This window comes from Mesorhizobium tianshanense (assembly GCF_007830515.1).
Taxonomy (GTDB): domain Bacteria; phylum Pseudomonadota; class Alphaproteobacteria; order Rhizobiales; family Rhizobiaceae; genus Mesorhizobium; species Mesorhizobium tianshanense.
The window spans coordinates 20,722-35,073 of record NZ_VLKT01000006.1 but is presented as its reverse complement, the minus strand read 5'-3'; the positions used below and the strand labels follow the sequence as shown (position 1 = coordinate 35,073).

The following is a 14,352-nucleotide window of genomic DNA, read 5'->3' as shown; positions in this document are numbered from 1 at the left end:
ACGCGCCTTTTGATGGCGCGGGATTGGCAGACTGAGCCTCTCCTTCAATCAACTTTCGGTTCGACGTTACGAGGCGCTTCGTCTGAGTGCTTCGAGAGCTTCATGGTTGAGTTCGAGCACGGATTTCAGGCTTGTGCTGATCCGCTCAACAATATCTGTGCGCGGGCCGTTCCTCCACGCATCGCTGTCATAGAAGACTTGTTGCGACGAATTGAGATGGTCGAGGCTGTCATAGGCCCTGACGAGATAATAGCCATCAGGGTCGTGAAGCGAGTTTCCAAAGGAGACAACATCAATGCTGTTATTCCTATGAAGCGGAACGCTGACTTCGATCATAATTTTGTGAAACTCGGGACCGGTACCGGATTTCAATGTATATAAAAGAATCTCGACGATTTTGTTCACACTCGACTCCTTCGCCAAATTTTTGAAGGAGGCTTTGCCACCTCACACTCGCCGGTGCAAGGTGAGCAGGCCCAAGCTCACCGGTCTGCGGTGCGGTAAACCCATGGAAGGAGTTCTTCGATCCGGTTGATCGAGTGACTGTCGGCGGTGCGGGCAAGCATGTCAGTGAGCCAGACTCCTGGGGGTGTCACCGTTGAACCTGGTGCCGCTTTGGGCCGGACAAGAAAAATCCCGCGCTGTCCAAAGACAGTGCGGGACTTTTTGATCAGGAGATCAGGCTAAACAACTGAAAATCTTAGAAGAAGCCTTTCTTCTGCCACCAGCCGGCACGCTTCGGCTTCTCCTCGGTCTTTGCCTCGTCGGCAACGGTCGACGACACGATCGGCACAACCGGAGCATCTACCGGCACAGGCTTGCGTCGCGACGGGCGGGCCTTCGCCGTTTCGACGGCGGCCGCGGCTGTTTCCTCCGAAACAGGTGGAGGAGGCTCTGCAGGGGCTTCCGGCTCGGCAACCGGCGCCTCGGCGACGACGTCCGCCGCGGCCTTCTTCGGCTTGGCGACCCGACGCGGCTTCTTCGGCTTCTCGACGCTCGGCGTGTCGTCATTGGCCGGAGCAAGGGCCACAGGCTCTTCGACCGGCGTTGCTGCCACCTCCGGCTCGCTGGAGACGGCTACGCCCTCCAGGACTTCGCTCTCGGAAGCGTCGGCCGACTCGGCAGTGCCGGCATCGACCACGCCGTCGCCGTCTTCGCGGCGATTGCGCTTGCCGCCGCGCTTGCCGCGCCGGCGCTTCTTGCCCTGACCGTCATCCAACGTTTCGACCGCCTCAGTGACGCTGACCTGCGCCTCCTGGTCTGCTCCAGTGTCTTGCTCAGTCACAGCTTCGGCAACGCCATCCGCTGCCGCCGAGACATAAGCACCTTCCACGGGGGCACCGTGTTCGCGGTCGCGATCCTTGCCGCCACGCCGTCTGCGGCGCTTGCGGCGCTTGCGGTCGCGGCCTTCGCCTTCCTCGCCGGATCTCGGCTGTTGCTGCGGCTGCTGGCTGGGGCGCGGCTGCTCCGTTTCTGCAGCGGCTTCGTCTTCCTCCTCGATGACGATTTCCTCTTCGGGCTCTTCCGGCTCGACATAGGCCGGTATCATCCGTGTCTCGACAAAGCCTTCCGGCTTTTCCGCCAGCGCGCCGCGGAAGATCGCATAATGCTGTGCGCCGACCGTGTCATCGGCTTCGACGGTGACAGTCAGGCCGAAGCGGCTTTCCAGTTCCACCAGCGTGCCACGCTTGTGGTTGAGCACATAGAGCGCGGTCGCCGCCGGCGTCCGCACCGTGATGTGACTGCGCGAATCCTTGAGCAGGAATTCCTCGATCGCCCGCACCACCATCAGCGCGACAGATGAATCGGAGCGCACATGGCCGGTGCCGCCGCAATGCGGGCAAGGCTTCATCGTCGATTCCAGCACGCTGGCGCGGATGCGCTGGCGCGACATCTCCATCAGGCCGAAATGCGAGATGCGGCCGACCTGGATGCGGGCGCGATCGTTCTTGAGGTGGTCCTTCAGCCGCTTCTCGACGGAGCGATTGTTGCGGTTCTCCTCCATGTCGATGAAGTCGATGACGATCAGGCCGGCGAGATCGCGCAGCCGAAGCTGGCGTGCGACTTCCTCGGCCGCTTCCAGATTGGTGTGGAGCGCCGTGTCCTCGATCGAGTGCTCCTTGGTGGAGCGGCCCGAATTGACGTCGATGGCGACCAGCGCTTCGGTCTGGTTGATGATGATGTAGCCGCCGCTCTTCAGCGTCACCTGCGGCTGCAGCATGCGGTCAAGCTGCGCCTCGATGCCACTGCGCACGAAGATCGGCGTCGTGTCGCGGAACGGCTGCACGACCTTGGCGTGGCTCGGCATCAGCATGCGCATGAAGTCCTTGGCCTCGCGATAGCCCTCTTCGCCGGAGACCAGGATCTCGTCGATGTCCTTGTTGTAGAGGTCGCGCACCGAGCGCTTGATCAGGCTGCCTTCCTCGTAGACCAGGGCAGGGGCCGTGGACTGCAGCGTCAGATTGCGGACGTTTTCCCAAAGCCGCATCAGATATTCGTAGTCGCGTTTGATCTCGGCCTTGGTCCGGCTCTCACCGGCCGTGCGCAGGATGACGCCCATGCCCTGCGGCACTTCGAGATCGGCGACGACCTCCTTCAGCCGCTTGCGGTCCTGTGCGTTGGTGATCTTGCGCGAAATGCCGCCGCCGCGCGCCGTGTTCGGCATCAGCACCGAATAGCGGCCGGCAAGCGACAGGTAGGTGGTGAGCGCCGCGCCCTTGTTGCCGCGCTCTTCCTTCACGACCTGCACCAGAAGGATCTGCCGGCGCTTGATCACTTCCTGGATCTTGTATTGGCGGCGCATCGGCTTGCGGCGGTTGCGCGCTTCTTCCAGCGCATCCTCGGCGCCGACCGATTCGACCTCATGGTCGTCGGAATGCGAGGACGGCACCTCTTCCAGCATGCCGCGATCATTGTCGGTGGACGTGGCGTCGCCGGCCTGCTCCGCCTGCGGCATCGCTTCGGAAATCACATCCGCATCGATACTGGCGGCGATGGAATTGGATCCGCCCTCGGAAGGCCCAATCTCGCCGTTATCAGTCTCATTGTTGTCAGTCTCACCGCTACTGACGACATCCTCGCGACGTTCCGAAGCCTCGGATGCCATGTCCGCATTTTCGGAAACGGCATCGACGCTCTCGGTGATAGCGTCTTCGCCGTTCTCGTTGTGTTCGCCGCCCTCATCGGATTCGGCAGAGTCGGCCGCACCTGCATCGCGCTTGTGCTCGCCCCGATCGCGGCTCTTGCCGCCGCGCCGGCGTCCGCGCCGGCCGCGATCGCGGCTCTGGCGGTCGTCGCCTTCGCCGTCCTCATCGTCCTCGTCTTCAGCTTCCTGCGCTTCCGCGCGCAGCAACGCCTGACGGTCGGCGACCGGAATCTGGTAATAGTCGGGATGAATTTCACTGAAGGCGAGAAAACCGTGACGGTTGCCGCCATATTCGACAAAGGCTGCCTGAAGGGAGGGTTCGACGCGGGTTACGCGGGCGAGGTAGATATTTCCTTTGAGCTGCTTCTTGTCCTGGGATTCAAAGTCGAATTCTTCAATACGGTTACCGCGAACGACGACAACACGTGTTTCCTCCGGGTGGGAGGCGTCTATCAGCATCTTGTTGGGCATTATTTCGTTTCCCTCCAGCAGCCGTCATCGGTCGCAACTTGCGGGGCAAGCCCCGCCGCTGCGGATGAACATGGGTGCCGGACATCTGAACGTCCGCCGGCCGCTGCCTGAGCGTCATGGCGGTGCCGCCCGCAGCCATAATGGCGCGGTTCATTGCGGACCTTTCCATGATTGCGCTTGAAGCCATCGTAACCAGCAGAACCTTTTTGAACCAAAGCCCGGGAAAACCGGACCAGCTTGTTTTGCTCGTACAGAGCCGGCGCGGGACAATCCCGGCCGTTTCCTCACGCAGGCGATTCCCCCGCCACGGGCTCGCACCTGCGAAAATCGTCGCGATCACCGGATACCTTTTTCGCCTGAAACGAAAGGATCCGTCGTTCATCTGACCTGTAGCAGGAGGCTGCGGAGAAGGACGGTTCCAGGATTGCAGTGATCCACCATCGCTTTTATGATTTGACGGGTTGGAAGGCAACCCCGATTCCGATGCCGGCAAAAAGCAGTTCCGCAACGGCAGCACAGCTTTAACCCTTGCGTGAAAAGGCTTGGTTAACCTTCTCTGGATACCAATCATTAATCGAGTTCGCGGCCACTTCGGCAAGACGTCGACACTCCGACAAACAAGACTGGGCGCCTGGCGCCAAAACGGAGCGACTAGAATAGAAATGGGACTGGCAGCCTTCACAGACAAGGGTGGTCGTGCCGGAGGTGTTTTCTTCTGCGCCGCCAACTTCCGCGCTGCTTGTCTGCTTTTGCTGATTGCCGCTTGCCTTGCTTTTCCGCCGGTTTCTCTTGCTGCCGAAGCGCCGCTCGCCGCGACGGGTTACAAGATGGCGGGCGACGCCACCAAGATGCGCATCGTCATGAATTTCAACCGCGAGCCTGACGTCAGATGGTTCCTGCTGCGCGGCCCCCACCGTCTGGTCGTTGACCTGCCAAGCACGAAGTTCGCCATCAGTGCCAAGGATGTGAAGGCGCGCGGCCTGGTCAGGGGCGTGCGCTACGGCGATCTCGGTGAGGGGGTATCGCGGCTGATCCTGACCGGCAAGGGTCCGTTTGCCGTCGACAGGCTCGACGTGCTCAAGAACGATGACGGCAGCGGCTATCGCATCGCCATCGACATCTCGGCGGCATCCGCGCGGGAATTCGACGCTGCCCTTGCCAATCAGGCTCTGACCACCGGCTCGACGGTCTCCTCCGACAAGGGCGGCAGGGTCGGCACCGGGCCGATCTCCAAACCAGGCCATCGCTTCACCGTCGTCATCGATCCGGGCCATGGCGGCATCGACGGCGGCGCCGAGGGCCTGAACGGCACGGTTGAGAAGGACGTTACGCTCGCCTTCGCCGAGGAACTGCGCGACAGACTTGCCGCAGCCGGTAAATACGACGTGTTCATGACGCGCGACACGGACCAATTCCTGCGGCTCGACGACCGCGTGCGCATTGCCCGCCAGCACGAGGCCGATCTGCTCATTTCGATCCACGCCGACACGATCAGGCTCAAGGGCGTCCGTGGCGCAACCGTCTATACGGTCTCCGACAAGGCTTCCGACCCCGAAGCGCAGGCGCTGGCCGACCGTGAAAACCTTTCCGACCAATTCGCCGGCATGGAAATCAAGGACGACAACAAGGAAGTCACCGACATCCTGATCGACCTGATCCGCCGCGAGACGCACAGTTTCTCGATGAGTTTCGCCCACACTTTGGTCGGCCAGCTCTCCACCAGCGTCGGCCTCATCAACAATCCGCAGCGTTCGGCCAGCTTCAAGGTGTTGAAGGCGCCGGATGTTCCATCCGTGTTGGTCGAACTCGGCTATCTGTCGAACGCCAAGGACGAGGCGCAACTGCTTAGCGCCGATTGGCGCGGCAAGGCGGCCCAGAGTATAACGGATGCCATCGCCCTGTTCGCCTCAGCCAGGGCCGGAGCAGGAGCCGGAGGCTGAGATGCCCGCCGTTGCCCACGACCACAGGCAAGGGTTGCACGGCGACAACACCTTGTACTTTAATTTCCGCCATTCGAAGCCGAAATCTCATGCTGCCGTATTTTGCCCACATGGTGGCGACATGGGTTTTCGATTACCGGTCGGGATCGTCTCGAAAGCTTGCGCGAAAGGCGGCTTCCTTTAGGAGACTCCCGAACCAAGGACTGGAGCGGGCATGATTCGTCTCATTGGCTATTTCTTCGGCGTCGGCACCGCGCTGGCCCTTTTGGTCGCGGCGGGCGTGGCGATCTATGTCGGTCACTTGTCGAAGGATCTGCCCGACTACGAGGTCCTGGCCAAGTATGAGCCGCCGGTGACGACCCGCATTCATGCATCCGACGGTGCGCTGATGGCCGAATATGCGCGCGAGCGGCGCCTGTATTTGCCGATCCAGGCGGTGCCGGATCGCGTCAAGGCCGCCTTCCTGTCTGCCGAGGACAAGAATTTCTACAATCACCCCGGCATCGATATGACCGGCCTTGGCCGCGCAATCATGGTCAATCTGCAGAATTTCGGCTCGGGCAAGCGCCAGGTCGGCGCCTCGACGATCACCCAGCAGGTGGCCAAAAACTTCCTATTGTCCTCGGACCAGACCTACGAGCGCAAGATTAAGGAGATGATCCTAGCCTTCCGCATCGAGCAGGCCTATTCGAAGGACCGCATTCTCGAGCTCTACCTTAACGAGATTTTCTTCGGGCTTGGCGCCTACGGCGTCGCCGGCGCGGCACTCACCTATTTCGACAAGGCGGTGAACGAGCTCACCGTCTCGGAAGCGGCCTATCTGGCGGCCTTGCCAAAGGGCCCCTCCAATTATCATCCCTTCAAATATGCCGACCGCGCCATCGACCGCCGCAATTGGGTCATCGAGCAGATGGTCGACAATGGCTACGTCACGCAGGAGGAAGGCGCGAAGGCCAAGGCCGAGCCGCTCGGCGTCAAGCCACGCCGCTCCGGCACCTATCTGTTCGCCGGCGAATACTTCACCGAGGAGGTACGTCGCCAGATCAGCGCGCGCTACGGTGAGAATGCGCTCTACGAGGGCGGCCTGTCCGTCCGTACGACGCTCGATCCCAAGATGCAGCTCATCGCCCGCAAAGCCATGCAGAACGGCCTGATGAAGTTCGACACGCTGCGCGGCTATCGCGGACCGGTGACGACCATCGACGTATCCGGCGACTGGGGCGTGCCTTTGAGCGACGTCAAGGGACTGGACGACGTGCCCGAATGGTCGCTCGCTGTCGTGCTCGACAGCTCGGCGGGCGGCCTGTCCATCGGCCTTCGACCGACCCGGCAGATCTCGGGCGAACTCGTCAACGATCGCATCGAAGGCACCGTCAGTCGGGAGGACATGAGCTTCGCCATGCGTCATGTGGTCGACGGCAAGACCGTCAAGGCCAAGTCGCCGGCGGAGGTGCTGAAGCCGGGCGACGTCATCTTCGTGCAAAAGAAAGAGGATACGGATGGGGCCTATATCCTGCGCCAGGCCCCTGAAGTGGAAGGCGGCTTGATCGCCATGGATCCGCATACCGGGCGCGTTCTGGCTATGGTCGGCGGGTTCTCCTACGCGCAGTCCGAATTCAACCGTGCCACGCAGGCCATGCGGCAGCCAGGTTCGTCATTCAAGCCGATCGTCTATGCGGCCGCCCTCGACAATGGCTATACGCCGGCTTCGGTGATCATGGACGGCCCGATCACCATCAAGAGCGGCAACACCACCTGGACGCCGAAGAATTACGATGGAAGGGCAGCGGGTCCGGCGACCTTGCGGTCCGGCATCGAGAGGTCGCGCAATCTGATGACGGTGCGCCTTGCCAACGACATGGGTATGAAGCTGGTTGCGGAATATGCCGAGCGCTTCGGCGTCTATGATCGTCTGGCGCCATATCTGCCGATGGCGCTGGGGTCGGGCGAGACCACGGTGATGCGCATGGTGTCGGCCTATTCGATCATGGCCAACGGCGGCAAGTCGATCAAACCGACGCTGATTGACCGCATCCAGGATCGCTACGGCAAGACGGTGTTCAAGCAGGACGAACGCGGCTGCGAAAATTGCAACGCGGCCGAATGGCAGAACCAGCCTGAGCCGGAGCTGGTCGACAATTCCGAGCAGGTGCTCGATCCGATGACCGCCTATCAGATCACCTCGATGATGGAGGGCGTCGTCGAGCGCGGCACCGGCGCCACCGTCGCCGAACTCGGCCGCCACATCGCCGGCAAGACCGGAACGACAAACGACGAAAAGGATACCTGGTTCATCGGCTACACGCCCAATCTCGTTGTCGGCCTGTATATGGGCTACGATCAGCCGAAAGGCCTTGGCAAAGGCGCGACCGGCGGCGGCCTCGCCGCGCCGATCTTCAAGGACTTCATGCGGGTGGCGCTGGACGGCACGCCCAATGTCGATTTCCAGGTTCCCGAAGGCATGAAGCTGATCGCCATCAATCGAAAGACCGGCATGCGAGCCAACCCGGACGACGCCGGCGCCTTTATCGAAGCCTTCAAGCCGGGCACCGGCCCCGCTGACAGCTATTGGGTGATCGGCCTGGGTGCGGACGGCTCCAACGCCTCCGGGGGCGCGCTGTCGCCGCAGGCCAATCAAGCAATCCAGTCTGGCGGCGGCGGGTTGTATTGACATAGGATAGGTATTCCGGCCCGGCTTTCGAGCCGGCCCATTTCGCTTTACAGGCGGCGGTGCCGTCCCTATGTATCGCGCCAACCCCAAGCGCAATTTCAGTCATGGGGCACCATTTCAGCACGGGACAGAATAGCCAGCCATGCGCGCGGAAACGCAGAACATTGTCGACGAAATCAGGCAGGCGATAACCCTGCTGAGGAGGCATCTTTGACTGGGATCAGGCCATAAAGCGGCTTGAATACCTGAATGTGCGTGCCGAGGATTCGAGCCTCTGGAACGAACCGCTGGAGGCGCAGAAGCTGATGCGCGAGCGCCAGGGCCTCGAGGAAGGCATCGCCGCGGTCAAAGGCCTCACCCAGGCGCTGGAAGACAATATCGGCCTGATCGAGCTTGGCGAGGAAGAGGGCGACGAGAGCGTCGTCGCCGAGGCGGAAACGGCGATCCGCTCGATGCGCGGCGAGGCAAAGGCCCGCCAGATCGAGACGCTGCTTTCGGGCGAGGCGGACGCCAACGACACCTATCTCGAAGTCCATGCCGGCGCCGGCGGCACCGAAAGCCAGGATTGGGCCTCGATGCTTCTGCGCATGTATACGCGTTGGGCCGAGCGCCGCCGCTTCAAGGTCGAGGTGCTGGAAGTGCATGACGGCGAAGAGGCCGGCATCAAGTCGGCCACGCTGCTGGTCAAGGGCCACAACGCCTATGGTTGGCTGAAGACGGAATCCGGAGTCCACCGTCTCGTGCGTATTTCGCCCTATGACAGCAATGCGCGTCGCCACACGTCTTTCGCCAGTGTCTGGGTCTATCCCGTGATCGACGATACGATCGAGATCGACGTTTCCGAATCGGATGTCCGCATCGACACCTATCGGTCGTCCGGATCGGGCGGCCAGCACGTAAACACCACCGATTCGGCGGTCCGCATCACCCATCTCGCCACCGGCATCGCGGTCGCCTGCCAGGCTGAGCGCTCCCAGCACAAGAACAAGGCGAAGGCATGGGAGATGCTGCGCTCGCGGCTATACGAGGAAGAGCTGAAAAAGCGCGAGGCAGTGGCGAACGCCACTGAAGCGTCGAAAAGCGATATCGGCTGGGGTCACCAGATCCGCTCCTACGTTCTGCAGCCCTATCAGCTGGTGAAGGATCTGCGCACCGGCGTCGAGAGTACAAGCCCGTCGAGCGTGCTGGACGGCGACCTCGACGATTTCATGGAAGCCTCGCTGTCGCAGCGCATCGAGGGCGGCGCCGGCGAAGCGGTTGCCGACATCGACTGAAGCGCCTACGCACCAAATCAGCAGGAACATCACGCCAGAGTAACAGGCTCTCACGCTAATTGAGCGGCCGCTTTATAGCTTTGTTTTTCATCGAATTTTCCAGAACGACTTCTATCTCCGGGCTAGGTTTGGCAGGCCTGTCGGGCGCCTAGCCCGGAACCACTGCGAGTTGATCTCGTTATCCGCGATCCCATTTGCCGGGGTTGACGAAGCCAGCCTCGTCAACCCCCGGCAGGCTGGTTCCGGCTGCAGATGTCGACGCTCGGTTTGCACAGCAATTTCTTGCGCCAACAAAGGAATCAGCCCAGCATCCGAAGGCTGGGGGGGAAAAAAGCATTTATGGCCGGACGCGGCGTATCTGCGACCTGACGATCCGGCCACTGGGAAGACACGTTCCGGGAACGGGCAAGCGAAACGCTTGATAACTCGTTGATAGGAACTGCGCCCATGCCTGCTCTCACAACCCGACCGGCCTCAGCCGTCCAGACGGCGCGCCGCCTCCTGAATTCAATCATCGCGGTGCTGGCTCTGACGGCCGCCGCCATCACATTTGCGGCGCCCGCTTTGGCCCACGACGCCACGCCGACCGCGGCGAAGCCGCAAGGCTGGAGTTACCCATTCTCCTGTTGCTCGGGCTATGATTGCCGCGCGGTCTCGCAGACGTCCATCAGCGAGCGCCCCGAGGGTTATGTCATCAAGGGGACAGGGGAGGTCGTGGCCTACAGCGACACACGGATCAAGAATTCCCCCGATGGCGAATATCACTGGTGCTCGGTTGCCGGCGCCAATGATGGAAAGACCATCTGCCTGTTCGTGCCGCCGTCGTCGTTTTGATGCATGTCGCCCAAAAGCATATCCTCGTGCTTGACCCGAGGGTGCGCGGCGGTTTGGGATAACGACTGCATCAAGGAGATTGAAGCGCGCCACGCCAGCTGACGCAGGCGAGCGAGTCTTCTGACGGGCGGTTGTCAGGAGCGTCTCTTTATGTTGCCTTGCCGCGCGGGCGGGCAATCGTGAGGAGGTCGTTCATGACCATAAAGGCAAGCTGCCACTGCAGCGCGACGACGTTCGAAGTCTCGCAAGCGCCGGAAACCGTGACGCAATGCACCTGCTCCTTCTGCTCGAAGCGCGGCGCGTTGTGGGCTTATTACACCCCCTCGCAATTCAAGCTCACCAGCCCGCTCAAGAATGTCTCGTTCTACTGGTGGGGTTCGAAAACGATCAAACACGGTTTCTGCGCCACCTGTGGCTGCGGAACCTTCACCGAAACGCCGGACTGGTCGACCGGCAAACCGGATTTCGGCAATCCGAAGATCAGCGTGAACTCGCGCCTGTTCGACGATTTCGACCTCGACCAGGTCGAGGTCGTCATCATCGACGGCAAGAATCTCTGGTAGCCGGTAATCTCCGGTTCAAATCGCACAATCGCAGCCCGTGGAATTGGCCCGGGAAAAGCCATGACCAGCCGCTTTTCCCGTTCCGTTTTTCGCCGCATTTCATGTTACAACGAGCCTGGAAGGGCTGATATGGCGCGCCGTCGGCGCGACCGCGGTTTGGAGAGGGACTACCGAATGAAAAAGACTGTGCTCGTCGTCGTGGCGACGGCTGTACTCGTGAGCGCCTGCACCACCACCGATCCGTATACCGGAGAGCAGAAGGTTTCCAACACTGCCGCCGGCGCCGGCCTCGGCGCGCTGGCGGGTGCGGGGCTCGGCCTGCTCGCCGGCGGCAACGATCGCCGGAATGCACTGATCGGCGCTGGCGTCGGCGCGCTCGCCGGCGGCGCCATCGGCGCCCACATGGACCAGAACGAGGCCGAACTGCGCCGGCAGCTTCAGGGCACCGGCGTCAGCGTCAGCCGCACCGGCGACCAGATCATCCTCAACATGCCATCCGACATCACCTTCAACGTCGACCAGGACGCGGTGAAGCCCGGCTTCTATCCGGTGCTGAATTCGGTCGCACTTGTGCTGAACAAGTTCCGGCAGACCACGGTCGATGTGTTCGGCCACACCGATTCGACCGGTGGCGACCAACACAATTTCGACCTGTCGCAGCGCCGCGCGCTGGCGGTCGCCAACTATCTGTCCGGGCAGGGTGTCGATTCCCGCCGCTTTGCCGTCACTGGCTTCGGAGAGACGCGTCCGATCACCTCCAATGCGACGGCCGACGGCCGTGCCCAGAACCGCCGCGTCGAGATCCAGCTTTCACCGCTCACCTGAGCATTCGGCACCAAACGTATAAAACGGCCCCCTGCGGGGCCGTTTTTGTTTGCGCCCTTCAGTCCAATCCAACCGCCCTTGGAGTATTAGGTAATTCTAACGAATAGCTTTCCCGGAGCCGGGGAAAGGAATAGCATCAACGCCGTTCCAGCGGGGATGAGGCGGTACAAACGGCCGCGCAATCAATATCTTTGACGCCTCGGTCTTGCACGGCCAGATCAGAAAATCTGGGAGGAATGCATGACAAGAATAGCTCGCCTTGGGCGTTGCGGCGTCCTCGTTTTGACAGGTGTCATTGGCGCATGGCTTGGCATGGCCACGGCCCAGGCCGAGGACGCCAACAAGGCCGATATCGATGCCTTGCGCAAGTCACTCGACAAGTATCAGGACTATACAGCCGCCATTCGCGACCTCTATCTATCGACCGTTGGCTGCGTCCACTACACCGGAGAAAAAATACTCGGCGCGATGGATTACCCGAAGGGCGCCATGGGCATCCATTTCGTCAATGTTCCCAGCGTCGGCCAGAAACTCGACCCGATGCGTCCAAACGTTTTGATCTACGAACCGACCAAGGAAGGCTTGCGCTTGGTGGCTGTGGAATGGCTGGTACCTCTGACGCCAGACACCAAGGAACCTCCGAAGCTCCTTGGCCAAACCTTTCAGGGACCGATGGAGGGGCACTATCCTCTTATCCCGAAAGAGTTCGTCCATTATGATCTTCATGCGTGGCTGTTCAAGGAGAACCCGAACGGCATGTTCAGCCCAACGAACCCGAACGTGGAATGCAGCAATGCCGAGTTCCCGATGCTGGAGAAACCGACCAAGATGATGCCGGGACCGATGTAACGGCGATCCGGTTGCAGCGCGGCGTGCCCGCCGGGCGCGCCGGCGCGTGCCTGGGCACACGAACCTCGATTGACTTATCAGACCTTGGCGACGATCCGCATGAAGGCAGGCATGTCGTCGCCGAAGCCGACGGTCGCGTCATTGTCTTCCTGGCGCTGGCGGGCAGGGCGATCGCGCTGCGGTCTGGTGTCGCCACGTTCCGGCGCACGCTGGTCGCTGCGATTGGGCGAAGCCTTACGTTCGGGTGAAGCTTGGCGCTCGGTGTTTTCTGAGCGGATCGCTTCCTTGCGCGCGCGCCGCTCACCGATATCGGCGACCGCGGTCTCGGCCGCCACCGGCTGTTCCTCGCGCGCCCCATCCGGTGCGGCATCTTCGCTTTGCCTGGCGTGGCGTTCGCGTGGTTTGCGTTCGCTCCTGTCCTTGCGGTCATCGTCCTTGCGTCCGGCGCGGCGCGGGGCGCCGCGGCCACGGCGGGGAGCCTCGTCCTCTGCACCCTCGCTGGCGACGACCGTCGACAGATCGCCGTCATGCCACTCGATCTTGGTGCCGATCAGCCGTTCGATCGCGTCGATGTATTTCGTGTCGGACTTGGACGCGATGGTGAAGGATTTGCCCGAGCGTCCGGCGCGGCCGGTGCGGCCGATACGGTGGACATAGTCCTCGGCATGGATGGGCACGTCGTAGTTGAAGACGTGGCTGACATCGGGGATGTCGAGGCCACGCGCGGCAACGTCCGATGCAACGAGGTAGCGCAGTTTGCCGTCACGGAAATTGGCCAGCATCTGCATGCGCGCGCGCTGATCCATGTCGCCATGCAGCGCGCCGGCGTCGAAATCATACTTCAGGAGAGAGCGGAAAAGCTCGGAGACTTCCACTTTGCGGTTGCAGAAGATGATGGCGTTCTTCAGCTCCGCATCCTCGGCCTTTATCAGATTGCGCAGCGTCTCGCGCTTGTCCCAGGGTTTCGAGCCGGATTTCACCAGCCGCTGGACGATGTTGGTGGCGGCGGACGCGGCCTTCGAAACCTCGACGCGCACTGGCGCGTGCAGGAACTTCTCGGTGAGTTTGGTGATCTCCGGCGGCATCGTCGCCGAGAAGAACAGCGTCTGCCTCGTGAACGGGATCATCTCGCAGATGCGCTCGATGTCGGGAATGAAGCCCATGTCGAGCATGCGATCGGCCTCGTCGATAACCAGGATCTCGACGCCGTTGAGCAGGAGTTTTCCACGCTCGCGGTGATCGAGCAGGCGGCCGGGCGTCGCGATCAGCACGTCGGCGCCGCGCTCCAGCTTCTTGTCCTGCTCATCAAACGACACGCCGCCGATCAGCAGCGCGATGTTGAGCTTGTGGTTCTTGCCGTATCTGATGAAATTCTCTTCGACCTGCGCGGCAAGCTCGCGCGTCGGCTCAAGGATCAGCGTGCGCGGCATGCGGGCGCGTGCCCGGCCTTTTTCGAGGCGGGTCAGCATCGGCAGCACGAACGAGGCCGTCTTGCCGGTGCCGGTCTGGGCGATGCCCAAAATGTCCTTGCCGAGCAAGGCATGCGGGATTGCGCCCGCCTGGATCGGCGTCGGCTCGGTGTAGCCGGCATCGGTGACTGCGGAAAGGACCTTCGGCGACAGGCCGAGGTCTGCGAAGGTCAACGCTTCTTGAGCGATCTGGGTGTCTGAGGACAAGTTTGGCTGTCTTTGGCTGGTTCGGGGGCGCAACGTAAGCAGTCGCGGCAAGCGCCGCGCGCCTGCAAGATTGGTATTGCAGGTAGGCGCAAGTCCACGATTTG

At 61.7% G+C, this 14,352-nt stretch carries 12 protein-coding genes; 8 read left to right on the top strand and 4 right to left on the bottom strand.

Going from position 1 to position 14,352, the window contains the following annotated elements; genetic code table 11:
* Nucleotides 1-66 precede the first annotated feature (66 nt).
* From IQ26_RS06110 to IQ26_RS06105, 3 genes are all read right to left on the bottom strand, one after another.
* Nucleotides 67-405: an NIPSNAP family protein gene (locus tag IQ26_RS06110; RefSeq protein WP_145714902.1), complete on the bottom strand. Its 339-nt coding sequence runs from the start codon at nt 403-405 to the stop codon at nt 67-69.
* A gap of 77 nt (nt 406-482) precedes the next feature.
* A complete protein-coding gene (locus IQ26_RS41415; RefSeq protein ID WP_407660321.1) occupies nt 483-596 on the bottom strand; it encodes a transposase domain-containing protein in 114 nt (37 codons plus the stop codon).
* A 104-nt stretch (nt 597-700) separates the two neighbouring features.
* Nucleotides 701-3,616, bottom strand: coding sequence for an Rne/Rng family ribonuclease (locus tag IQ26_RS06105; RefSeq protein WP_145714900.1), 2,916 nt, complete (start codon nt 3,614-3,616; stop codon nt 701-703).
* 167 nt (nt 3,617-3,783) lie between these two features.
* Between IQ26_RS06105 and IQ26_RS06100 the strand changes: the two genes are divergently transcribed.
* From IQ26_RS06100 to IQ26_RS06065, 8 genes are all read left to right on the top strand, one after another.
* The gene (locus IQ26_RS06100; RefSeq protein WP_145714898.1) at nt 3,784-4,002 is read left to right on the top strand and encodes a hypothetical protein; all 219 of its coding nucleotides are present in this window, start codon (nt 3,784-3,786) and stop codon (nt 4,000-4,002) included.
* 276 nt (nt 4,003-4,278) lie between these two features.
* Complete coding sequence (locus IQ26_RS06095; protein WP_145714896.1) at nt 4,279-5,556, top strand: N-acetylmuramoyl-L-alanine amidase; 1,278 nt, start codon at nt 4,279-4,281, stop codon at nt 5,554-5,556.
* 214 nt (nt 5,557-5,770) lie between these two features.
* Nucleotides 5,771-8,227, top strand: coding sequence for a penicillin-binding protein 1A (locus IQ26_RS06090; RefSeq protein WP_145714894.1), 2,457 nt, complete (start codon nt 5,771-5,773; stop codon nt 8,225-8,227).
* A 142-nt stretch (nt 8,228-8,369) separates the two neighbouring features.
* A protein-coding gene (gene prfB, locus IQ26_RS06085; protein ID WP_145714892.1) for a peptide chain release factor 2 occupies nt 8,370-9,501 on the top strand; the annotation gives its coding sequence in 2 pieces (ribosomal slippage) (nt 8,370-8,435 and nt 8,437-9,501; 1,131 coding nt in all).
* Between the two features lie 447 nt (nt 9,502-9,948).
* Entirely contained in the window at nt 9,949-10,335 is a 387-nt protein-coding gene (locus tag IQ26_RS06080) for a hypothetical protein (protein ID WP_145714890.1), read from the top strand.
* A gap of 194 nt (nt 10,336-10,529) precedes the next feature.
* Nucleotides 10,530-10,898, top strand: a complete 369-nt coding sequence (locus IQ26_RS06075) for a GFA family protein (RefSeq protein ID WP_145714888.1) — start codon at nt 10,530-10,532, stop codon at nt 10,896-10,898.
* 174 nt (nt 10,899-11,072) lie between these two features.
* On the top strand, nt 11,073-11,723 hold the full coding sequence (locus IQ26_RS06070) for a YiaD family glycine zipper/OmpA-like lipoprotein (RefSeq protein WP_145714886.1): 651 nt from the start codon (nt 11,073-11,075) through the stop codon (nt 11,721-11,723).
* 240 nt (nt 11,724-11,963) lie between these two features.
* A complete protein-coding gene (locus IQ26_RS06065; protein ID WP_145714884.1) occupies nt 11,964-12,572 on the top strand; it encodes a hypothetical protein in 609 nt (202 codons plus the stop codon).
* A 77-nt stretch (nt 12,573-12,649) separates the two neighbouring features.
* Here the strand turns inward: IQ26_RS06065 and IQ26_RS06060 are convergent, their stop codons facing one another.
* Nucleotides 12,650-14,248, bottom strand: coding sequence for a DEAD/DEAH box helicase (locus tag IQ26_RS06060; RefSeq protein WP_162457875.1), 1,599 nt, complete (start codon nt 14,246-14,248; stop codon nt 12,650-12,652).
* Nucleotides 14,249-14,352 lie beyond the last annotated feature (104 nt).